The sequence below is a fragment of the Ensifer adhaerens genome (assembly GCF_002007205.1).
Classification (GTDB): domain Bacteria; phylum Pseudomonadota; class Alphaproteobacteria; order Rhizobiales; family Rhizobiaceae; genus Ensifer; species Ensifer adhaerens_D.
On sequence record NZ_LAZS01000008.1, the window covers coordinates 278,960 to 299,816 of the forward strand.

A 20,857-nucleotide genomic window follows, 5' to 3' on the forward strand; every position below is an offset into this window, starting at 1 on the left:
CGTCTCAGCCAGCGGCCGCGGGAGAGCATGATGCAAAAGAGCGAATGCGACGTCTTCGATCTCTTCTCGGAGATCTACAGCAGTGCAGCGCAAGAAGAAATCAGCCTTCAGGAATACCTCCTCGCATGTCGCGATGACAAAAGCATGTATGCCACCGCGCAGGAGCGGATGGTCACAGCCATAGGTAATCCAACCCTGATCGATACCAGCGCGGACGAGCGCCTCGGTCGCATCTTCTCCAACCGGACCGTCAAGATCTATCCATCCTTCGCCGATTTCTACGGCATGGAAGACACGATCGAGAGGATCGTCGGTTACTTCCGCTACGCCGCGCAAGGGCTCGAGGAGCGCAAACAGATCCTCTACCTGCTCGGCCCCGTTGGCGGCGGCAAGTCTTCGCTCGCCGAGCGGCTGAAAAAGCTGATGGAGCTGCAACCGATCTATACGCTGGCCGTCGGCGGCAAGGTCAGCCCCGTCTTCGAATCTCCCCTCGGCCTCTTCCACCCGGACCGCATGGCCGACCTGCTCGAGGACAAATACGGCATCGCCCGACGCCGGCTGACCGGCCTGATCTCGCCCTGGGCGACGAAGCGGCTCGACGAAGTCGACGGCGACATCTCCAAATTCAGCGTCGTCAAGCTGACACCCTCGCGCCTGCGCCAGGTGGCGATCGCCAAGACCGAGCCCGGCGACGAGAACAACCAGGACGTTTCCTCGCTGGTCGGCAAGGTCGACATCCGCCAGCTCGAAAACTACAGCCAGGCGGACCCCGACGCCTATTCCTACAGTGGCGGCCTCAACCGCACGACACAAGGCCTGCTCGAATTCGTCGAAATGTTCAAAGCGCCGATCAAGGTGCTGCATCCGCTGCTGACGGCAACACAGGAAGGCAACTACAACGGCACCGAAAACTTCGGCGCCTTCCCCTATCAGGGTATCGTCGTCGCCCACTCCAACGAGTCGGAATGGCTGCAGTTCAAGAACAACAAGAACAACGAGGCCTTCCTCGACCGTATCCTGGTGGTCAAGGTGCCCTACTGCCTGCGCGTCACCGAAGAGCGGCAGATCTACGAGAAGCTGCTGCGCGAAAGCGAGCTGACGAAGAGCCCCTGCGCACCGGAGGTTTTGGAAAGCCTCAGCCGCTTCACCGTCTCGACCCGCCTCGCCCGCCACGAAAACTCGCCGCTCTACACCAAGATGCGCGTCTATGACGGCGAGAACCTGAAGGACACCGATCCCAAGGCAAAATCGGTCCAGGAATACCGCGATGCCGCCGGCGTCGACGAGGGCATGACCGGCATCAGCACCCGCTTCGCCTTCAAGGTGCTGTCGGAAACCTTCAACTACGACACCAAAGAGGTCGCGGCCGACCCCGTACACCTCATGTATATCCTGGAACAGGCGATCCGCCGCGAACAGTTCCCGAAGGAGACGGAGGCGAGCTATCTCGACTTCATCAAGTCCGAGTTGGCCTCGCGCTACGCCGAGTTCATCGGCCACGAAATCCAGAAAGCCTATCTCGAATCCTACAGCGAATACGGCCAGAACCTCTTCGACCGCTACATCGCCTATGCCGACGCCTGGCTCGAGGATCAGGACTTCAAGGATCCGGATACCGGACAGATCCTCAACCGGGAAATTCTCGACAGCGAACTGTCGCAGATCGAAAAGCCGGCCGGCATTGCCAACCCCAAGGACTTCCGCAACGAGGTCGTGAAATTCACCCTGCGCACCCGTGCCAAGAACCATGGGCGCAACCCCTCCTGGACGAGCTACGAGAAACTTCGCGACGTGATCGAGAAGCGCATGTTCGGCCAGGTCGAAGACCTGCTTCCGGTTATCAGCTTCGGCTCGAAGAAGGACAGCGCATCCGAAAAGCAACATGCCGAGTTCGTCCAACGCATGACCGAACGCGGCTACACGGAGCGCCAGGTCCGACGGCTGGTCGACTGGTATATGCGGGTCAACAAGGCGGGCTGACGATGCCGAAGCAGGGGATTGGTATATGCCGAATTTTATCGACCGGCGGCTCAATCCGAAGGATAAGAGCCTCGGCAACCGACAGCGCTTTCTGAAGCGGGCCCGCGAGGAACTCAAGCGGGTCATCAAGGATCAGGTCAAATCGGACAGGATCATCGACGTCGACGCCGCCCACGGTGTGCCGATGCCGACCGATGGCGCCACTGAGCCAACCTTCCAGCCGTCCCGCGGCAGTGGCGAACGCAACTACGTGCTCCCGGGCAACAAGGAGTTTTCGGCGGGCGACCGGCTGCCGAAGCCGGAAGCGGGCGGCGGTGGCGGCGGCAAGGGCCGCCCCGGAACCGGCGAAAGCGACGATGACTTCCAGTTCATCCTGTCACGCGAGGAAGTACTGGATCTCTTCTTCGAGGACCTGGAGCTTCCCGACATGGTCAAGCTCAGCCTCAAGGAAACGGTCACCTTCAAGCCCCGCCGCGCCGGCTTCGCCACGGCGGGAACACCGACCAACATCAATGTCGGGCGCACGATGCGCAACAGTTTCGGCCGGCGCCTGGCCTTGCACCGGCCGAAGGAGAAGGAACTGATCGCGATTGCCGACGAGATCGCGCAACTGGAGGCCGAGCCCGAGGTTTCGGCGAAAGACCGCCTGCGGCTGAAGGAACTGCGAAGCGAACTGGAAAGGATCGAGAAAAAGCGGCGGCGGATCCCCTATGTCGACCCGGTCGACATCCGCTTCAACCGCTTCGAACAGCAGCCATTGCCGAACGCCAATGCGGTGATGTTCTGCCTGATGGACGTTTCGGCATCGATGGGCGAGCGCGAAAAGGACCTCGCCAAGCGCTTCTTCGTGCTCCTGCATCTGTTCCTGAAGCGCCGCTATGAGCGCATCGACATCGTCTTCATCCGCCATACGGACGAAGCGCGCGAGGTCGACGAGGAAACCTTCTTCTACAGCACCCAGAGCGGCGGGACGATCGTATCGACCGCGCTCGAAGAGATGATCAGGATCGTCGAGGACCGCTATCCCTCGCAAATCTGGAACATCTATGCCGCCCAGGCGTCGGACGGCGACAATATCATCGGCGACAGCGAGCATTGTGCGGCGCTCCTGCGCGAGAAGCTGACCAAGCTCTGCCAGTACTATGCCTATGTCGAGATTATCGATGAAAGGGAGACGGAAATCTTCGGCTCGACAGACAACGGCACTGCCCTCTGGCGAGCCTATCGCACGGTGGACGGCGAAAAGTCGAACTTCCAGATGACCCGGATCGCCAAACCCGCCGACATCTACCCGGTCTTCCGCAGGCTCTTTGCCCGGCAGCCGGCCACACGCACCCGGAAATGAGGGGACGACCGGATGGCTCGACGTGCGACTTCAGGTCTCCTGTTCCAGGGCTCGGACTGGAACTTCGCCACCCTGTCCCGTGCCTATGACGCGATCGAGCAGGTCGCGCTCGAGGAGATGGGCCTCAGCGTCTACCCGAACCAGCTGGAGATCATCACCTCCGAGCAGATGCTCGACGCCTATTCCTCGGTCGGCATGCCGCTGATGTATCAGCACTGGTCCTTCGGCAAGCGCTTCGCCTACGAGGAACACCACTACCGCAAGGGCCACCGGGGCCTTGCCTACGAACTGGTGATCAATTCCAATCCCTGCATCACCTATCTCATGGAAGAAAACACCATGGCGATGCAGGCGCTGGTGACCGCGCATGCAGCCTTCGGCCACAACCACTTCTTCAAGAACAACTACCTCTTCCGGCAATGGACCGACGCCGGCGCGATCCTCAGCTACATGGATTTCGCTAAGAAATACGTGATGAAATGCGAGGAGCGCCACGGCAACGCCGCCGTCGAAGCCATTCTCGATTCCGCCCACGCACTGATGGACCAGGGGGTCTTCCGCTATCGCCGGCCACCGAGGCTTTCCTCCGAAAAGGTTCGCGAGAGGGCGCGCGAGCGGCTGGAATACGAGGAGCAGACCTATAGCGATCTCTGGCGGACGCTGCCGCAGGTCGCCGAAAACCGCGATCCGGCGGAGGCCGAGCGCGACGCCTCCGAACGCAAGAAGGTGCTCAACCTGCCGGAGGAGAACCTGCTCTATTTCCTCGAAAAGCACAGTCTGATCCTGGAGCCATGGCAGCGGGAACTGCTCAGGATCGTTCGCGTCATCGCACAATATTTCTATCCCCAGCGCCAGACGAAGGTCATGAACGAAGGCTGCGCCACCTTCGTGCACTACACCATCATCAACCGGCTCTACGACCAGGGCAGGATCGGCGAAGGCCATATGCTGGAACTCTTGCAGAGCCATTCCAACGTCGTCTTCCAGCCGGATTTCGACGACCGGCGCTATCCCGGCATCAACCCCTATGCGCTCGGCTTCGCGATGATGCAGGACATCCAGCGGATCGCCACCGAGCCGACGGCCGAGGACCGCGACTGGTTCCCATCCTTTGCCGGCAACGGCGACTGGATGGAGACGCTGCGCGACGCCTGGGCAAACCATCGCGACGAGTCCTTCATCCTGCAGTATCTGAGCCCGGCGGTGATGCGCCGGTTCCGGCTGTTCCACCTCCAGGACCGCTCCTCCGACCGTTTCGTCGAGGTCGCCTCGATCCATGACGAGCGCGGCTATTCGGCGGTCCGTTCTGCACTCGCCAACAGCTACGACGTCGGCGCCAACCAGCCGGATATCCAGGTGATGGACGTCGATTTGCTGGGCGACCGGCAATTGCGGCTTCAACACAATGTCAAGCGCGGCATCCTGCTCGACGAGGGCAGCCGCGACGCGACGCTCCGTCACATCCGCCATCTCTGGGGCTATGAGGTGAGCCTTGCCGGCGTCGATGCGCAGACCGGACGCACGGTATATGAGTGCTCGACGGCCAAGAAACCGGAGTGACTACCAGCGAAAGTCAGTCCTGATAGGGCCATGCCGAAGCGCGCGCGAAAGCCACGCGCTGACACGCGATGTCATGACAAGAATTCGGATTAGCCATCAATAAAATTTGGCCTAGCCCGCCGCGCTTACACGCTCGCACCCAGGGCAACGAGCAGTTCGTCCAGCTGTTCGAACTGTTCGGGCATCGCGTCTTCCATGCCGACGAAGGCCTCATCGAGCGCTTCCTTCGACGGATAGAGTTCCCTAAGGACCAACAGCGTCCTGCCATCGCTTTCCTCGAAAGTCACCGTCGTCACGGCGCCGTCATCGCCTTCGTCATTGGTCCAGACGATGCGCGAAGGCGGTGACACGTCGAGATACTTGCCGAGGAAAGCCATGGCCTGCGAGGCGTCGTGCCCAAACGCGATGCGATAGCTGCCTCCGGTGCGAACATCCATCTCGCACGATAGCAGGGGGATGCCGTGCGACTTCGGCGCCCACCACAGCTTGAACAATTCGGGCTTGGTCCATGCGTCGAACACGAGCTGAACCGGACCATTGAAAGTGCGCTTCACGACGAGTTCGCGCTCGGATCTCCGTTCGACCGCCGTGCGGCCGTCACTCGCTCTGTGACCCATCGACCTTCTCCTTCCGCTTAAGGGCCTCAACGACTTCGTCGAGTGCATCGAAGCGCGCGCTCCAGATCTGGCGGCGCGCTTCGATCCAAGCTGCCTCTTCCTGGAGACCGCCAAGGCCAAGCCGGCAGGTGCGAACGCGCCCGACCTTCTCTGTCGTGACCAGCCCTGCCTGTTCCAGGACGCCGACATGTTTCTTCATGCCCGTGAGGGTCATGCGAAATGTCTCTGCAAGCTCCGTGATCGAGGCTTCCCCGCTCCCGAGCCGCTCCAGAACGCCACGTCGGGTGGCGTCCGCAAGGGCAGCAAAGGAGGCATCGAGGCGAGCTGTCAAAAACTGAACCATATGGTTCAGTGTCTAACATACAGGTCGGCCTCACGCAAGGAGCGAGATCGGCTGGCTATGGCACGTGACCGCCGACCGAAGACAAGAAATGGAGGAACTGGATGGGCTCCGGCGGCCGCAACGCATCTGACGAGGCGCTCGGCGACAGAGGGGATCGACGCGTCCGTCTCGGCCCGATGGCGGAGGAATCCGACCGTCATCGCGGTATCGGGGATCAGAACGTCAAATCGCGGCAGCGGGTGTGCAAACCTGAAAGGACGTCAGCCGGCGGCGCCGGCCAGCGTCGTCGGCATGGCCTGCGCCTCCTCTTCGGCCGCGGCGGTGAGCCAAGCGTGAAAGGCGTTCATCGCCGGCGTAACGGGGCGGGATTTCAGCCGCGTCAGCCAGTAGCTGCCCATCGAGGTATGGACATCGAAGGGCTGCCGGATCGTGCCGTTGGACAGGAGCCGCGAGAACATCAGCGGCGGCGCCAGCGCGACGCCGATCCCCTGGGCCGCCGCCTCCATCATCGCCAGCGAGGAATCGAAAACGATGCCCTTGAGCAGCGGTGCCGGATAGGCGATGCCGGCCGCCCCGAACCAGGTCACCCACTCGTCGGCCCGGTAGGAGCGAAGCAGCGTCTCGTCGAGCAGATCTGCCGGCGTCTTCAGCCGGTCGGCGATCTCGGGGATGCAAAGCACGGATAACGGCGCCTCGAAGAGCCGGGTCGCCTCGATATTGTGCCAGGAACCGCCGCCGAAGCGGATGGCGAAGTCGAGGCCTTCGGCCGCCATGTCGACCCGGTTGTTGTTGGTGGAGAGGCGGACGTCGACAAAAGGATACTTCGCCTGGAAATCCGCGAGCCGCGGCAGCAGCCAACCGACCGCGAAGGTGCCGACGGCGCCGATCATCAGCACTTCGCGGATATGACCGGCCTCGAAGCGATCGAGCATGTCCGCCATCCGGTCGAAGCTATCGCGCAGAACCGGCAGCAGCGCCTCGCCCTCCGCCGTGATCATCAGCCCGCGCGGCAGCCGCTTGAACAGGGTGACATTCAGGCGGCTTTCGAGAAGTTTGACCTGATGACTGACCGCTGCCTGCGTGACGCAGAGCTCGATAGCCGCACGCGTGAAGCTCAGATGCCGCGCCGAGGCTTCGAAAGCCCTGAGCGCATTGAGCGGAAGATATGGCCTGACCATGAATGCCCTAACTCATCTAATGGGTCTCGCAAATAAACGTGGTTTGTTGCTGAAGCACAATCCCTTTACGGTGAACTTCATCGGCAGTGCGTGCCGTTGCCCGGAAGCCGCCAACTCAGGAAAGGCGTGGTCAGCCGCACCGCTTTCGGAGACCTGATCCATGCGCCGTTTCATCTGGCCCTAGCGGCCGCAGGCATCGTCGCCGAGCCCACGTCCGCGGACGTAGGCGCACCCCAATACTCCGCTCCGCATGCGCTACCCGCCGCACGAACACCCGTGTCGGCGACGCTGCCTGCTGCCATGAAGGTCCGCTCTGCCCGTTATGAAGTTCCTCGCAAATCTACTCGGCACATGCCTCAATCTCGCTGTCGTCGCCGGGCTCGCCGCGGCCACGCTCGTCGCAGCCCTGACGCGGCACCTGCCCGATCACCACGCGCTCGCCAACTGGGAGCCGGCGGTCACCAGCCGCCTCTATGCCGCCGACGGCACGATGGTCGCAGAACTTGCGCGGGAGCGCCGGCTTTTCCTGCCGATCGCCACGATCCCTGCACGCATTCGCCAGGCGTTCCTGTCGGCCGAGGACAAGAACTTCAATGTCCATCCCGGCATCGACGTCGCGAGCATCGCCACGGCGTTCTTTGCCAATCTTGCCAATTACGGCTCCGGCCGCCGCATGATCGGCGGTTCGACGATCACGCAGCAGATCGCCAAGAATTTCCTGCTGACCTCGGACCGGACGGTGGAGCGCAAGCTGCGCGAGGCGATCCTTTCGCTGCGCATCGACCAGACCTATTCCAAGGACCGCATTCTCGAACTTTACCTCAACGATATCTATCTTGGGCGCGGTGCCTATGGCGTCGCCCAGGCGGCGCTCACCTATTTCGACAAGCCGGTCAGCGAGCTCTCGGTTGCCGAGGCCGCCTTCCTTGCAGCGCTGCCGAAAGCGCCCAACAATTACGACCCCGACCACCAGGCGGAGCGCGCAATCGGCCGCCGCAACTGGGTGATCGACCAGATGCGGCAGAACGGCGTCATCGACACGGCGACCGCCGCCAAGGCATCCGCCTCCCCCCTCGGCGTCAAGCAGCGCCAGCAATCGCCCGCGATCGCAAGCTCCGGCTATTTCACCGAGGACGTTCGTCGCCAACTGAACGCCCAGTACGGCGAGGCCGCCCTTTACACGGCAGGCTTTTCGGTACGCACGACGCTCGATCCGCGATTGCAGGCAGCCGCCATGACGGCGTTGCGCAAGGGCCTCGTCGCCTATGACCAGGCAAAGGGCTACCGCGGCCCCGTCACCAGGCTCGCTTCGACCGGAAACTGGGCGCCGGCGCTGGCCAGGCTCCAGCCGCTTGCCGACGTGCCGGAATGGCGGCTCGGCGTGGTGCTGGCGACAGACAAGGACGGAGCGGAGATCGGGCTAAGACCGACGGCCGCGGCACGAAGCGGCGCGCTCGGCACCAACGAGACGATCCGCCTCGGCCGGCCGGGCATGGCCTGGGCGCTCTGCCGTTCGGCCAAGGCCAAGCGGAACTGCGCCGCCGGAGCCGACGGCGTTCTGTCGCCCGGCGACGTCATTTATGTGGAAAAGATGGATGACGGCTATGCGCTCCGGCAGCCGCCGCGCGTGCAGGGCGCGCTCGTTTCCATGGACCCGAACACCGGACGGGTGCTGGCGGTCGCCGGCGGCTTTTCCTATGCCCAGTCGGAATTCAACCGCGCGACCCAGGCCTATCGCCAGCCCGGCTCTTCGTTCAAGCCCTTCGTCTATGCGGCTGCGCTCGACAACGGCTATGCGCCGACGACGCTGGTGATGGACGCGCCGATCGCCCTTGCCGACGGTGCGGGGCGGACCTGGAAGCCAAAGAACTATGACGGACGCTTCAGCGGCCCCTCGACGTTGCGCGTCGGGCTCGAAAACAGCCGCAACCTGATGACCGTGCGTCTCGCCCGCCATCTCGGCATGGACCTCGTCGCCGACTACGGCAGGCGCTTCGGCATCTATGACGAACTCAAGCCTTACCTTCCGATGTCGCTCGGGGCCGGCGAGACGACGCTGCTCCGGCTGGTTTCGGCTTATGCGGTCATCGCCAATGGCGGCAAGGCGGTCACACCTTCGATGGTCGATCGCATCCAGGACCGCTACGGCCGCACGATCTTTCGTCACGACCAGCGCCGCTGCGACGATTGCAACGCCTCCGAGTGGACGGGCCAGGAAGAGCCTGTGCCCGTCGACGACCGCGACTACGTGCTCGATCCGATGACCGCCTATCAGGTGACCTCGATGCTGCGCGGTGTGGTCGAACGCGGAACTGCCCGGAATGTCGCCTCGCTTGGCGTGCCGATCGCCGGCAAGACCGGCACCACCAATGACGAGAAGGACGTCTGGTTCGTCGGCTACACGCCTGATATCGTCACCGGCGTCTTTCTCGGCTACGACACGCCAAAGCCGATGGGCTACGGCGAAACCGGCGGCGGCCTCGCCGCGCCCATCTTCATCGATTTCATGAAGGTGGCGCTTGAGGGGCGGCCGGCGGCCGATTTTCACGCGCCGTCCGGCATGATGGTCGAGGCGATCGACCGGAAGAGCGGCCAGCCCGTGCCGGCGGGCACGCCTGGCGCCATTCTCGAATCCTTCAAGCCGGGAACCGCCCCCTGCGCCGGCGGCTGCCCGGTCATCGACGGCTTCGAGACGGCGAGCACATCAGCCACGGCCGATGCGGACCTAACGCCCGAACAGCGGGAGAAGCTTCTCACCAACAGCAACGGACTTTATTGAGATGGCACGCAAGGTTCAGCCCCGGCCGGATCCCCGCGGCCGCCTTCTCCTCGTTATCGGCGCCTTCGCTCTCGTTTTCGGCCTCATGCTTGCGCGTCTTGTCCAGCTCGGCGTCGCCGACTACGAGCGCACCGGGTACATACCGCCGCCGCCATCTCTCGGCCGCCCCTCGATCCTCGACCGCAACGGCAATCTGCTGGCGATCGACGTGCCGAGTTCCGGGCTCTATGCCGAGCCGCGGCTGATCGTCGATGTCGACGAGGCCGTCGAAAAGCTGACGGCGATCTTTCCCGATCTCGACGGGCGCGATCTCTATCGCCGCCTGAAAAGTGGTGCTGCCTTTGCCTGGATCAAGCGCCAGGTAACCCCGGCGGAGGAACAGGCCGTGTGGAACGCCGGCCTTCCGGCGATCGGCTTCCAGCGCGAAAAGCAGCGCTTCTACCCCAATGGCTCGCTCGCCGCCCATGTGCTCGGCGCGGTCGACATCGACAATATCGGCATTGCCGGTATCGAGCGCTGGATCGAGGGCCAGGGGCTGGAGGTGCTGCGCCAGAGCGGCATGGATCTCTCGCACCGCAATCTCGAGCCGGTGAGCACGACGCTCGACATCCGCATCCAGCATGCGCTTGAAACCGAACTTCGCAAGGCGATCACCAAGTTCAGCGCCAAGGCCGGCGCCGGCCTGGTGCTCGACGTGACCAATGGCGAGATCCTTGCGCTCGTTTCCTATCCCGATTTCGACCCGAACCTACCGGTGGACGCGCTGAAACCCGACCGGATCAACCGCATCGCCGCCGCCACATTCGAAATGGGCTCGACCTTCAAGGCGCTGACCACGGCGATGGCGCTCGACTCCGGCCAGTTCACGCTTCGCTCCATTGTCGATGCCAGCAAACCGCTTGCCTTCGGGCGCTTTCGCATCAACGACTATCGCGGCCAGCATCGGCCGCTGACAGTGCCGGAAGCCTTTATCTACTCGTCGAACATCTCGATGGCGAAGATGGCGATCGCTCTTGGACCGGAGAATTTCAGAACTTTCCTCGATCGCTTCGGCCAGATGTCGCGGCTGACGACGGAACTGCCGGAAAGCGCCCACCCGCAATTGCCGCGACGTTGGGGTGAGATCGATACGGCAACCGCGTCCTACGGCCACGGCATCGCCGTGACGCCGCTGCAGGCGAGCATTGCGGTGGCGGCGCTGGTCAACGGCGGCCGCCTCATCAGGCCGACCCTGATCAAGGGCGCTCCGTTGGAAGATCGCATTATCGCGCGCGATCTGATCAGGCCGGAGACCGGCGAAGCGCTGCGCTATCTGCTGCGCCTCAATGCCAAGACCGGCTCGGCAAAGCGTGCAGAGGTCAAAGGCTATTTCATCGGCGGCAAGACCGGCACAGCCGAAAAGGTGGTCGGCGGGCGCTATTCCAAGGAACTGAACATCACCTCCTTCATGGGCGTCGTTCCCGTCGACAATCCGCGCTACCTGCTTCTGACCCTGCTCGACGAGCCCAAGGGCCTGAAGGAGACCTATGGCTTTCGCACCTCCGGCTGGAATGCGACGCCGCTGGGCGGCGCGGTCTTCGAACGGATCCTGCCGATGCTCCAGCTCATGCCCGATTTCGAGATCGCCGATGTCAGCTTTCCCGAGATCAGCAGCCAGGGCGCCTTCGGCTCCCAGCTCTTTCCGTCACCGACGAACAGAGGCGAGCGCGAGAGTGGCGCGATCGAAGGAGCGCTTTGACCCCGCTGCCGCAGGCGGCAACGATGGGTGGGTCGATTGCCGAACGACCGGCTACGCCTCGAGAAAGGTGCGGGCGAACCCTGGCTCGGTCACTTCGATCGTCCCGTCAGGCAGCTTCAGAAAGCGTTCGATGGCGGTGCCATAGGTCCGCATCCAGCCGTCGAGCATCGCGGCCGCCCCGTCAAGGTCGCCGGCTTCCTGCCGCTGCAAGGCTTTGTGCATCACCTTGGCGACGCTCAACCGCAATTGCAGCAGCATCAGGGCGGAGGCTTCCGGGTCGGGTGCATCGAGCGTTCCGTCCGCGTGCCCGCGCCGGAGCATCTCGGCGACCAGCGGCACGCTGACAGCCATCAGCGCCTCGTCGATCCGATGGTAGAGCGCGACATTTTCGGGCTTGAAGAGAGCGTTGAAGGTGTTCTTCAGCTGCGGCGCCATGTCGAGCTTCAGTCGCCGCGAGCCGGCAAAGAGCGCGTTCAGCTGCCCGACCGCATCCAGCGAGGGGTCTTCGAAAAGCGGCTGCAATTCCCTAAGGTTTCGCTCAGCCAGACGGGTGGCGACCGCCTCCAGCAGCGCCTCCTTCGAAACGAAATAGTGGTAGAAGGCGCCCTTGGAGACATTGGCCTCGCGGATGACGTCGTTGACCGTCGTGTTCTCGTAGCCTTGCTGGAAGAACAGACGCTCGGCGCAATCGATCAACTCGTTCGATCGGACTTCCGGCGATTTCTTCGTTCTGACCATAAGCACTCCCAGAACAGCGGCTTAGCACGGGTTCACGGCGCGGTCCACGAGGACCATCGGGGCATGGACGCCAGGCATCTTGAAACAAACCGACCGTCGGTCTATTTATACAGAACGAACTGGAAGCGTTCAAGGAGCGTCTCGTGAGGCTGGCTCGCTATGCAATCGGATCGGCAATCGTCGTCGCCATCGGCGCCGCCGTCTCCTGGTATCTGTTTCGCCCCGTTCCGGTGTCCGTAATCGCGCCGAAGCGCGGCGATGCGGCGGAAATCATCTATGCCGATGGCGTCGTGGAGCCGCGCACCTGGGCAAAAGTCACCCCGACGGTCGCCGAACGCATCGTCGAACAGTGCAATTGCGAAGGCGAACGCGTCGCCAAGGGTGACGTGCTCGCCCGTCTCGACGACACCGAGGCACGCGCGGCGCTCGGCGAGCTCCAGGCGCGGCTGACGCTGGCGCAGGAAGAATACCGACGCAAAGTCGCGCTTGCCGAGCGCAGCACGATCAGCGAACAGGAGGTCGACCGGGCACGCAGCGAACTCGGCCAGCTCGAAGCACTCGTCGCCGGCCGCCAGGCACGGCTCGCGACCTATGTGCTCAGAGCACCGAGCACCGGCCAGGTGCTCCGGCAGGACGGCGAGATCGGCGAGGTCGCCGATCTCGGCACGGTCCTCTTCTGGGTAGGCGAGCCGAAGCCGCTGATCGTCACCGCCGACGTCAACGAAGAGGATATCCCGCGCGTCGAAGTCGGCCAGAAGGCGCTGCTGCGGTCCGACGCCTTTCCCGACCGCAAGCTCGAAGCGACGGTCGACAGCATCACGCCGAAGGGCGACCCGGTGACGAAGACCTATCGCGTCCGCTTTCGGCTGCCCGACGACACGCCGCTACGGATCGGCATGTCGACCGACGTCAACATCATCGTGCGGGTATCGCAGGGCGCCTTGATCCTTCCGACCGTGGCGCTGGAGGGGACAAAGGCTGTGGTCATCGACGGCAATCGTGCCAGGATCCATGAACTGAAACTAGGCATAAGCGGCGCCGACGGCGTCGAGATCCTCTCCGGCCTGGAGGACGACGCACGCGTCGTCTCGCCCTTCCCGGCCGGCCTTGCCGATGGCGCGCGGGTAACGGCCGCGGCCGCCCCGGAGAAGTGAGCCCGCCATGCGCCTCATCCTCGACATCGCACTGACGCACATCTCCGGCCGGGGCCGGCAGACGATCGTCGCGATGCTGGGTGTTGCCGTCGGCGTCGGCTTCTCCATCGCCATGGCGGCGCTGATGCAGGGCGGCCAGGACGATTTCGTCCGCCAACTCGTCGACACAATGCCGCACGTGCAGGTGACCGACGAGCAGCGCACGGCGCGCCGCCAGCCGGCGGAAGACCTGTTCGACGCCGCCGCCATTTCCGGCCTGAGGCCACGCGACGACCGCCGCGGCATCATCAATCCCACCGAGGCGCTCTCCTGGCTCGACGGCTGGGTCCCCGGCCGCTTTGCCGCGACCCTGAAGGCGCAGGGCGTCATCCGCTATTCCGGCCAGGAGGTCGGCGCCGCCGTCATCGGCATCGATCCGCAGGCGGAACCACGGGTCTCGCCGATCATCGGAGACTTCAAGGCGGGCAATTTCGCGGCGCTGGCTGCCGGCGGCAACAATGTGGTGATCGGCGATACCATGGCCTCCCGGCTCGGCGCCAAGCTCGGCGATACGATCACCGCCGTCTCGTCGGAAGGGCTCAGCCGCCGCTTCAAGATCGTCGGCCTCTTCCACACCGGCACGACGGCCCGCGACGAGGGCGAAGCCTACGTGCTGCAGAAGAACGCGCAGATCCTCTCGGCCCGCCCGAACGCGATCAACGAGATCAACATCAAGCTTGACGATCCGAACGCCGCACCCATTGTTGCGCGGCGCATAGAGGCGGAGCTCGGCTATAAGGCTGTCGCCTGGCAGGAGGCCAATGAGTCGATCCTGGAGGCGCTCGTCGTGCGCAACGTCATCATGTACACGGTCGTCGCCGCGATCATGCTGGTCGCCGGCTTCGGCATCTTCAACATCATCTCGACGATCACGCATGAGAAGGCGCGCGATATCGCCATCATGAAGTCGCTCGGCTTCACCGAGGCCGACATGCGCATCCTCTTCGTGCTCGAAGGCGTGGCGATCGCCACCGCCGGCACGCTTCTCGGCTGGGCGCTCGGCTTCGCGATGATCTATGCGCTCTCGCTCGTGCGTTTCGAGCTCGCCGCGACCGGCCAGGAAATGACCCGGCTGCCGATCGCCTGGAGCATGCTGCACTATGTGATCGCCGCCGCCTTCGCGCTCGGCTCGGCGGCGATTGCCGGCTACCTGCCGGCTCGGCGCGCCGCCCGCTCCAATCCCGTCGACATCATCCGGGGTGCGACATGAGCACGCTGATCGAAACGAGGGATCTGACACGGATCCTCAACGAGACGGTGCCGGTCACGCTGGTGAAGGACATCTCGCTCACTATCGGCGAACGGGAGTTCGTCGCGGTCACCGGCCCCTCCGGCTCCGGCAAGTCGTCGCTTCTTTATCTGCTCGGCCTGCTCGACCGACCGACGGGCGGCACGCTTACGATCCGCGACCGCGATACGGCGCGGATGGACGAGGACGAACGGGCGGCCACGCGGCTCGCCAATATCGGCTTCGTCTTCCAGTTCCACTTCCTGCTGCCGGAATTCACCGCCCGCGAAAACGTCGAGATCCCGATGCGCAAGCTCGGCCGCCTCAGCCGGGGCGAGATGCGTGAAAGGGCAAGCGACCTGCTTGCAGCACTCGGGCTTACCGATCACCTCAACAAGCGGCCCGATCAGCTTTCGGGCGGTCAGCGCCAGCGCGTGGCGGTCGCCCGTGCGCTCGCCAACGATCCGCCATTGATCCTCGCCGACGAACCCACCGGCAGCCTCGACAGCAAGAGCTCCGAACAGGTCTTCAAGATCCTCGAAACGCTGGTGCGCGAAAAGGGCAAGACCGTGGTCGCGGTCACCCATGACCTCGACATGGCTTCGCGGATGGACCGGCGCCTGCATCTGATCGATGGGCGCCTGACCTCTGAGACCGAGGACGCCGCAGTGCCCGGGGAAGACGGGTCGCCGCACGATTGACACTCCGCGGCTGCGCAGCGAGGGCCGAAGACGTCATCCCTGCCCGATAGAACCGGGCACGAAACGTCCTCGATCAGAGGAGGTATTTACGTTGCCCGGACCGAGGCGAATTTTCTAAGCGACTTCGCCACGCCAGCGTCTGACGCTTTCGGGGGCCCCCTCGAACCGGGCCTCGAAGCTTGCCGCCGCCAGGGTGGCCTGAAGGTGGAGCGTATCGCTGCCAATATTCGCGAAGCCGTGGAGATGGAGCGGCGGCACGATGAGAGACTGGCCGGGCATAACGACGAGACGCTCGTCGTCGATCCACACCTCCGCTTTGCCGGCGATCACGGTCAGAATTTCCTCGACGGGATGAAGGTGCGTCGGGGCGCCGGCGCCAGGCGCCACCCACTGCTCGAAAAGGCACAGTTGCGAGGCGCCGTTCACAGCCGAGATCAACATCCGCGTTTCGACACCGGAGCGCCATAGCTCAACAGGCCAGTTCTTGTGCACGATAACGCCCATGCTGACCTCCCCGGGGTCGACAGATCCTAGGCATTTGCCACTGGAGTGTAGCAGCGCTGCCGCCTCGGTACGATGGGTGCGGAACCGGATCCGCGCAGTTCAGAAGAGAGGGCTGCGGAAGCCGGGCAGAACCGCAAGAAGAGCGGCGCTCGTAAGCGCCGCCCGAGGGAGAGACAACTTGAGCTCGCGGTCAGTTGATGACCTGGACCACCGTTCTCGACTGCGGTTCCACGATCACCCGATGGTCGTTGACAACGGCATAGGCGTAACGCGGGTTTTGAGGAACCGGCGTCAACACGACAGCTGACGGGATCGGCTGACCGACCACGATCTGCTCCTGAACAACGACAGACTGCGGAGCCGGCTGCTGCTCGACATAGGTGACCACTTCCGGCGGCGGAGGCGTCAGCGCTCCACCGAGCGCGCCACCCACAACGGCACCGACACCGGCGCCGATCGGGCCACCGACGACGGCACCCGCAGTCGCGCCGCCAACGATCCCTGCCGCCGTACCGGCTTCCTTGTTCGTGTTCTGAGCAAAGGCGGAGCCGGCCATTAGGGCAGCAACGGCCGCCGTGATTACAAGCTTCTTCATGATCTCATCCTTTCGTTAGATCGCCAACTCAACGAAAAGGATAATAAATTGTTCCAGACCGACCTTATGGCCTTAGAGTCACGCTTGATAACTTTCATTAACAATTACACATGATTCGAACATGCCAGCAAACTCGCCTTCAAGAACAACAAAAGTAATTGATAATTACTCCAAACTGAGGCGAACATTCTCTTGGATATCCGCCGGAAGTCGTGGTTCGACTTTGCGCAGGACACCCTGCAGAATCAACGCAGCGGCTCTCGCCGCTGACATGTCCGACGCCAACGAGGCCATCGGCCCCGCTAGTCGCGGGGTAATCGACCCAGCAGCAGTTTGTTCCCTTCCCTGTTGCCGCAGCGCGAACATTTGAGCGTACGGCCAATGGAATTGAGATGGACGCCCCATCCGTAGGTTTTGGCGATCATCCGACGGTCAATTCGCCCTTGGTGTCGACAGGCCCCGCATTTCGCCACGAGCACATACCATTCCGGCAGCAGTTCCAGGGTCGAGCCGTAATCGGCCGCATTTTCGCGCGGCATCAGCTCGATGCTTCGACGATGCCTCATAGTCAGTCCTCTCGAAGCTTCGTCTCGATCCGCCCATCATGACGCGCGGGCAGCCGTGGTTTGCGAGGTGGCCTGGTACCGTCGACGCTACATCAGACGCTGCGATATCTTCGTCAGCTTACCCGGTCCGCAGCAACCGTCTCTTCGGTCATCGCGCCGAACCGTCGAGCCGCAGCGAAAGCTGCACGCCGCCACGCTTCAGCCGCGGCAGGGGCGGCGCCATGTCGATGCGCCCGAAGGTGCGCTTGCGCCACTCGGCCTCACGCTCCCGCTTCTTCCGGGCGGCCGCGACAGCGGCCATGGCGCGTTCGATCACTTCTTCCGTGTGGGTCATGGTCTCCATCCGATTCATGGGAACCTCCGTTTGTTCTTGTTATGTTCTTATTTTAGCACTCCAATGTCAACTCCCCTCACGAAGCCATAGCGAATCGCCTGCGACGGGATGTTGGTTCATGCCCTCGTCAACGGGCAGCAGAAGGCTTGCTCCGCCATTGCCGAGACAAAAATGGCCGAAAGTTCTGCCTTTTCCGACGACAAATTTCCCTTGTTATTCAGGCCCGGTCGGTCCCCCTCATTAACCTTCGCATGGCCGAATTAACCATTTGTTAACCATTTGCTCGATACACCGAAGCAACGGAAAATTTACCAAGATGAACGATGTGTTAACCGAATCCCGGCCGATCCGCCTCAAGGGGCGATCCTTCCTTGCGCTAGCGCTGACCCCCGAGCTTCCGCTCGAGGATTGGCTCACCCGCCTCGACCATCTCGCCTCCCGCTCCGCCGGCTTCTTCCTGCGGCGGCCGGTCGTGCTTGACGTCGACGGCCTCGACATCGACCGGTCGCAACTGCGCGAACTCGTCGACCAGCTCGGCAAGCGCAACGTGCGCATCATGGGCATCGAGGGCGCGCGCCAGTCACTGCTCGGCGCCGACCTGCCGCCGGCGATGAACGACGGGCGCCCGGCGGCGGACTACGAAGCGAAGATGGCGGAACAGGCTGAAAAGGCCGAAGCGCCAGAAGCGGAAGCAACAGCCGCAGCCGCAGCCGTCATTACGGCCGAGCCGCTTGCCACCAAGGCGACGCCGTCGCTGGTCGTGACCCAGCCAGTGCGCTCCGGCCAGTCGCTGTTCTTCCCCGAAGGCGATGTCACGATCATCGGCTCGGTCGCTTCGGGCGCAGAGGTCGTCGCCGGCGGCTCGATCCACATCTACGGCGCGCTGCGCGGCCGGGCGATGGCCGGAACCACCGGCAATGCTTCGGCGCGGATTTTCTGCCGCAAGCTCGAAGCGGAACTGATTGCGATCGACGGCTTCTACAAGACTGCCGACGACATGGAGCAAAACCTGCGCGGCAAGTCCGTGCAGATCTGGCTCGACGGCGAAGCGCTGAAGGCAGGAGCGCTCGGCTAGGGCGAGGCAAGGAAAGGTGTGGATGCTTGCCATCCGCATCTGGTGATTCAGGTCGATCCGGCCGGGGTCACGAGGACGTAGGCGAAGGCGAATTCTTAAGAACTTGGAGAGACGAATGGGCAAGGTAGTCGTAGTTACATCGGGCAAGGGCGGCGTCGGCAAGACGACGTCCAGCGCCGCACTGGGCGCAGCACTCGCCCAGAACGGCGATAAGGTCGTTGTCGTCGATTTCGACGTCGGTCTGCGCAATCTCGATCTCGTCATGGGCGCGGAACGGCGCGTCGTCTATGACCTGGTCAACGTGATCCAGGGCGAGGCCAAGCTGTCGCAGGCGCTGATCCGCGACAAGCGGCTGGAGACGCTCTTTCTGCTGCCGGCCTCCCAGACCCGCGACAAGGACAACCTGACGCCGGAAGGTGTCGAGAAGGTCATCGCCGCCCTTCAGAGCGCCTTCGACTGGGTCATCTGCGACAGCCCCGCCGGCATCGAGCGCGGCGCGACGCTGGCCATGCGCCACGCCGATATCGCGATCGTCGTAACCAACCCGGAAGTCTCGTCGGTGCGTGACTCCGACCGCATCATCGGCCTGCTCGATTCCAAGACACTGAAGGCGGAGAACGGCGAGCGCATGGAAAAGCACCTGCTGCTGACCCGCTACGACCCGGTTCGTGCCGAGCGCGGCGACATGCTGAAGGTCGACGACGTGCTCGAAATCCTGTCGATCCCGCTGATGGGCATCATCCCGGAAAGCGCCGACGTGCTGCGCGCGTCCAACGTCGGCTCGCCGGTCACGCTGGCCGACACCCGCTCGGCCCCGGCGCTCGCCTATTTCGAGGCGGCTCGCCGACTGAAGGGCGAGGCCCTGCCGATCAACATCCCCGGCGAGAAGCGCAGCTTCCTCGGCAAGATTTTCGGAAGGAAGGCGGCATGAACCTTTTCCGTTTATTCTCCCGCACCCAGTCAGCCCCGGCCGCTCGCGAACGGCTGCAGGTGCTGCTCGCTCATGAACGCGCCTCCGCCGGCGACAGCGATCTCGTCACCAAGCTGCGCGACGAAATCCTCCAGGCGATCTCAAAGCACATGCAGATCGACGACGACAAGGTTCGGGTCACCATGGAACGCGGCCCCCAGGTCTCGACGCTCGCCGTCGACATCGAGATCCCCTTCGACGCAAAGAAGGCGGCCTGAGTGCCGCCTTCCGTCTTCGGAACGTTTCAAACGGCAGTATCCGGCGGATATTGCCGTTTTTTTCGCTCAGAACTCCGGCGCCAATCTCTTTCGCTTAGGCCGCCTGTTGCGGCAGCGGCCCGACATAAAGCGAACGCGGCCGGATAAGGCGGCCCTCCAGCGCCTGCTCGCGCGCGTGGGCGATCCAGCCGACCGTGCGGCCGATCGCAAACACGCCGGTAAAGGCTTCGCGCGGGAAGTTCAGCGCATCGAGCAGCAGCGCCGTATAGAACTCCACATTGACGTCGAGCGGGCGGTCGGGCTTGCGCGCCTTCAGGATGGCGAGCGCCGATCGTTCGACCGCTTCTGCCAGCCCGATTCGATCGCGGTTCGCCGGGTCGGCGGCGATCAGTCGTTTCAGCGCGCCTTTCAGCGCGTCGGCGCGGGGATCACGGACACGATAGACGCGGTGGCCGAAGCCCATCAGCCGTTCGCCGTGGTCGAGCGCCTCTGAGAGCCAGGCTTCCGCGTTCTCCGCCGTCCCGATCGCATCCAGCATGTCGAGCACGGGCCCGGGCGCGCCGCCGTGAAGCGGCCCCTTGAGCGCGCCGATCGCGGCAAGCACCGAAGAGGTGAGACCGGCCTTGGTGGAGGCGACCACGCGCGACGCGAAGGTCGAGGCATTGAGACCATGGTCCGAAATCGTCACCAGATAGGCGTCGAGGGCCGCCACCTGTTCCCTGCTCGGCACCCTGCCATTGAGCATCGCCAGGATATCGGCGGCGTGCGACAGCGCCGGTGTCGGCGCGACCGGCGTTTGGCCCTGCTGCAGGCGCAGCGCCGCCGGCAGGAAAACCGCGGGAGCGGCGAGCAGACGAAGCGCCGTGTCGAGATCATCGCCGTCCGGGAGCCGGGCGATCAGCGCGCGCATGATGTCGACCGGCGGCAATTCGAGCAGCCGATCGTCAACGGCGCCGACATGGGCGAACACTTCCGCCCGCTTCTGACCGAGGCGCCTGGCAAGCTCGGCTCGATCGGGTGCCGATCCCAGCAGCCCGCCGAACAGCAAAGCGACGACATCCTCATAGCTTGCGTGCCCGGCCAGGTGATCGAGCGAGACGCCGCGGATGATCAATTGACCCGCCTCGCCATCGACATGGGAGAGCTCTGTTTCGGCGGCGACGACGTCTTCAAGTCCGTTGTTCATCATCAAATT

20 protein-coding genes are annotated in these 20,857 nt (G+C 63.6%); 11 read left to right on the forward strand and 9 right to left on the reverse strand.

The genetic code is table 11. From position 1 onward, the window contains the following. Window positions 1-30 precede the first annotated feature (30 nt). From XB14_RS19565 to XB14_RS19575, 3 genes are read left to right on the forward strand one after another with little or no spacing between them, the layout of a single operon-like run. Window positions 31-1,980 (forward strand): PrkA family serine protein kinase, encoded by a 1,950-nt coding sequence (locus XB14_RS19565; protein ID WP_077963262.1) that lies wholly within the window; start codon window positions 31-33, stop codon window positions 1,978-1,980. 25 nt (window positions 1,981-2,005) lie between these two features. Next, the gene (locus XB14_RS19570) at window positions 2,006-3,325 is read left to right on the forward strand and encodes a YeaH/YhbH family protein (protein WP_077963263.1); all 1,320 of its coding nucleotides are present in this window, start codon (window positions 2,006-2,008) and stop codon (window positions 3,323-3,325) included. 12 nt (window positions 3,326-3,337) lie between these two features. Beyond that, window positions 3,338-4,885: a SpoVR family protein gene (locus XB14_RS19575; protein WP_077963264.1), complete on the forward strand. Its 1,548-nt coding sequence runs from the start codon at window positions 3,338-3,340 to the stop codon at window positions 4,883-4,885. A 125-nt stretch (window positions 4,886-5,010) separates the two neighbouring features. On the opposite strand, the gene XB14_RS19580 is transcribed toward XB14_RS19575, so the two are convergent. The 3 genes from XB14_RS19580 to XB14_RS19590 all read right to left on the reverse strand — a co-directional run bounded on the left by XB14_RS19580 (window position 5,011) and on the right by XB14_RS19590 (window position 7,023). Continuing rightward, complete coding sequence (locus XB14_RS19580) at window positions 5,011-5,502, reverse strand: SRPBCC family protein (protein WP_077963265.1); 492 nt, start codon at window positions 5,500-5,502, stop codon at window positions 5,011-5,013. Beyond that, window positions 5,483-5,845 carry an ArsR/SmtB family transcription factor gene (locus XB14_RS19585; protein WP_077963266.1) on the reverse strand — a complete coding sequence of 121 codons (363 nt, stop codon included), beginning with the start codon at window positions 5,843-5,845 and terminating at the stop codon, window positions 5,483-5,485. Before XB14_RS19585 ends, XB14_RS19580 begins: the two co-directional genes overlap by 20 nt. A gap of 260 nt (window positions 5,846-6,105) precedes the next feature. Next, window positions 6,106-7,023, reverse strand: a complete 918-nt coding sequence (locus XB14_RS19590; protein WP_077963267.1) for a LysR family transcriptional regulator — start codon at window positions 7,021-7,023, stop codon at window positions 6,106-6,108. 322 nt (window positions 7,024-7,345) lie between these two features. Between XB14_RS19590 and XB14_RS19595 the strand changes: the two genes are divergently transcribed. Both XB14_RS19595 and XB14_RS19600 read left to right on the forward strand, forming a co-directional pair. Further along, entirely contained in the window at window positions 7,346-9,802 is a 2,457-nt protein-coding gene (locus XB14_RS19595) for a penicillin-binding protein 1A (protein WP_077963268.1), read from the forward strand. Window position 9,803: 1 nt separating this feature from the next. Next, the gene (locus XB14_RS19600) at window positions 9,804-11,540 is read left to right on the forward strand and encodes a peptidoglycan D,D-transpeptidase FtsI family protein (RefSeq protein WP_077963269.1); all 1,737 of its coding nucleotides are present in this window, start codon (window positions 9,804-9,806) and stop codon (window positions 11,538-11,540) included. 51 nt (window positions 11,541-11,591) lie between these two features. On the opposite strand, the gene XB14_RS19605 is transcribed toward XB14_RS19600, so the two are convergent. Beyond that, entirely contained in the window at window positions 11,592-12,278 is a 687-nt protein-coding gene (locus XB14_RS19605; protein ID WP_077963270.1) for a TetR/AcrR family transcriptional regulator, read from the reverse strand. A 143-nt stretch (window positions 12,279-12,421) separates the two neighbouring features. On the opposite strand from XB14_RS19605, the gene XB14_RS19610 reads away from it, so the two are divergent. From XB14_RS19610 to XB14_RS19620, 3 genes are read left to right on the forward strand one after another with little or no spacing between them, the layout of a single operon-like run. Then, the gene (locus tag XB14_RS19610) at window positions 12,422-13,432 is read left to right on the forward strand and encodes an efflux RND transporter periplasmic adaptor subunit (protein WP_077963271.1); all 1,011 of its coding nucleotides are present in this window, start codon (window positions 12,422-12,424) and stop codon (window positions 13,430-13,432) included. A gap of 7 nt (window positions 13,433-13,439) precedes the next feature. After that, window positions 13,440-14,681, forward strand: coding sequence for an ABC transporter permease (locus XB14_RS19615; RefSeq protein ID WP_077963272.1), 1,242 nt, complete (start codon window positions 13,440-13,442; stop codon window positions 14,679-14,681). After that, entirely contained in the window at window positions 14,678-15,400 is a 723-nt protein-coding gene (locus XB14_RS19620; protein WP_077963273.1) for an ABC transporter ATP-binding protein, read from the forward strand. Before XB14_RS19615 ends, XB14_RS19620 begins: the two co-directional genes overlap by 4 nt. 114 nt (window positions 15,401-15,514) lie before the next feature. Here XB14_RS19620 and XB14_RS19625 read toward each other — a convergent pair whose 3' ends face one another. From XB14_RS19625 to XB14_RS19640, 4 genes are all read right to left on the reverse strand, one after another. Next, window positions 15,515-15,904, reverse strand: coding sequence for a cupin domain-containing protein (locus XB14_RS19625; protein WP_077963274.1), 390 nt, complete (start codon window positions 15,902-15,904; stop codon window positions 15,515-15,517). A 190-nt stretch (window positions 15,905-16,094) separates the two neighbouring features. Continuing rightward, window positions 16,095-16,499 (reverse strand): DUF1236 domain-containing protein, encoded by a 405-nt coding sequence (locus XB14_RS19630; RefSeq protein WP_077963275.1) that lies wholly within the window; start codon window positions 16,497-16,499, stop codon window positions 16,095-16,097. A gap of 302 nt (window positions 16,500-16,801) precedes the next feature. Next, entirely contained in the window at window positions 16,802-17,065 is a 264-nt protein-coding gene (locus XB14_RS19635; protein ID WP_077963276.1) for a hypothetical protein, read from the reverse strand. A 148-nt stretch (window positions 17,066-17,213) separates the two neighbouring features. Beyond that, on the reverse strand, window positions 17,214-17,399 hold the full coding sequence (locus tag XB14_RS19640; RefSeq protein ID WP_034798488.1) for a hypothetical protein: 186 nt from the start codon (window positions 17,397-17,399) through the stop codon (window positions 17,214-17,216). Window positions 17,400-17,715: 316 nt separating this feature from the next. Here XB14_RS19640 and minC point away from each other — a divergent pair, with 316 nt between their 5' ends. The 3 genes from minC (at window position 17,716) to minE (ending at window position 19,662) form a co-directional block, all read left to right on the forward strand. Further along, window positions 17,716-18,474: a septum site-determining protein MinC gene (minC, locus tag XB14_RS19645; protein WP_077963277.1), complete on the forward strand. Its 759-nt coding sequence runs from the start codon at window positions 17,716-17,718 to the stop codon at window positions 18,472-18,474. A gap of 115 nt (window positions 18,475-18,589) precedes the next feature. Then, window positions 18,590-19,405: a septum site-determining protein MinD gene (gene minD / locus XB14_RS19650; protein WP_077963278.1), complete on the forward strand. Its 816-nt coding sequence runs from the start codon at window positions 18,590-18,592 to the stop codon at window positions 19,403-19,405. After that, entirely contained in the window at window positions 19,402-19,662 is a 261-nt protein-coding gene (gene minE / locus XB14_RS19655) for a cell division topological specificity factor MinE (RefSeq protein WP_077963279.1), read from the forward strand. Before minD ends, minE begins: the two co-directional genes overlap by 4 nt. Before the next feature lie 94 nt (window positions 19,663-19,756). Here minE and XB14_RS19660 read toward each other — a convergent pair whose 3' ends face one another. Next, complete coding sequence (locus XB14_RS19660) at window positions 19,757-20,848, reverse strand: citrate synthase/methylcitrate synthase (protein ID WP_077963511.1); 1,092 nt, start codon at window positions 20,846-20,848, stop codon at window positions 19,757-19,759. Between the last annotated feature and the right edge of the window lie 9 nt (window positions 20,849-20,857).

Bases quoted from the DNA above. Each gene is read 5' to 3' on its own strand.
- XB14_RS19575 (WP_077963264.1), top strand. From the start codon at position 3,338: ATGGCTCGACGTGCGACTTCAGGTCTCCTGTTCCAGGGCTCGGACTGG.
- minE (WP_077963279.1), top strand. From the start codon at position 19,402: ATGAACCTTTTCCGTTTATTCTCCCGCACCCAGTCAGCCCCGGCCGCT.
- XB14_RS19635 (WP_077963276.1), bottom strand. From the start codon at position 17,065: ATGAGGCATCGTCGAAGCATCGAGCTGATGCCGCGCGAAAATGCGGCC.
- minC (WP_077963277.1), top strand. From the start codon at position 17,716: ATGAACGATGTGTTAACCGAATCCCGGCCGATCCGCCTCAAGGGGCGA.
- XB14_RS19630 (WP_077963275.1), bottom strand. From the start codon at position 16,499: ATGAAGAAGCTTGTAATCACGGCGGCCGTTGCTGCCCTAATGGCCGGC.
- XB14_RS19580 (WP_077963265.1), bottom strand. From the start codon at position 5,502: ATGGGTCACAGAGCGAGTGACGGCCGCACGGCGGTCGAACGGAGATCC.
- XB14_RS19605 (WP_077963270.1), bottom strand. From the start codon at position 12,278: ATGGTCAGAACGAAGAAATCGCCGGAAGTCCGATCGAACGAGTTGATC.
- XB14_RS19620 (WP_077963273.1), top strand. From the start codon at position 14,678: ATGAGCACGCTGATCGAAACGAGGGATCTGACACGGATCCTCAACGAG.
- XB14_RS19595 (WP_077963268.1), top strand. From the start codon at position 7,346: ATGAAGTTCCTCGCAAATCTACTCGGCACATGCCTCAATCTCGCTGTC.
- XB14_RS19640 (WP_034798488.1), bottom strand. From the start codon at position 17,399: ATGACCCACACGGAAGAAGTGATCGAACGCGCCATGGCCGCTGTCGCG.
- XB14_RS19600 (WP_077963269.1), top strand. From the start codon at position 9,804: ATGGCACGCAAGGTTCAGCCCCGGCCGGATCCCCGCGGCCGCCTTCTC.
- XB14_RS19565 (WP_077963262.1), top strand. From the start codon at position 31: ATGCAAAAGAGCGAATGCGACGTCTTCGATCTCTTCTCGGAGATCTAC.
- XB14_RS19615 (WP_077963272.1), top strand. From the start codon at position 13,440: ATGCGCCTCATCCTCGACATCGCACTGACGCACATCTCCGGCCGGGGC.
- XB14_RS19590 (WP_077963267.1), bottom strand. From the start codon at position 7,023: ATGGTCAGGCCATATCTTCCGCTCAATGCGCTCAGGGCTTTCGAAGCC.
- XB14_RS19585 (WP_077963266.1), bottom strand. From the start codon at position 5,845: ATGGTTCAGTTTTTGACAGCTCGCCTCGATGCCTCCTTTGCTGCCCTT.
- XB14_RS19660 (WP_077963511.1), bottom strand. From the start codon at position 20,848: ATGAACAACGGACTTGAAGACGTCGTCGCCGCCGAAACAGAGCTCTCC.
- minD (WP_077963278.1), top strand. From the start codon at position 18,590: ATGGGCAAGGTAGTCGTAGTTACATCGGGCAAGGGCGGCGTCGGCAAG.
- XB14_RS19625 (WP_077963274.1), bottom strand. From the start codon at position 15,904: ATGGGCGTTATCGTGCACAAGAACTGGCCTGTTGAGCTATGGCGCTCC.
- XB14_RS19570 (WP_077963263.1), top strand. From the start codon at position 2,006: ATGCCGAATTTTATCGACCGGCGGCTCAATCCGAAGGATAAGAGCCTC.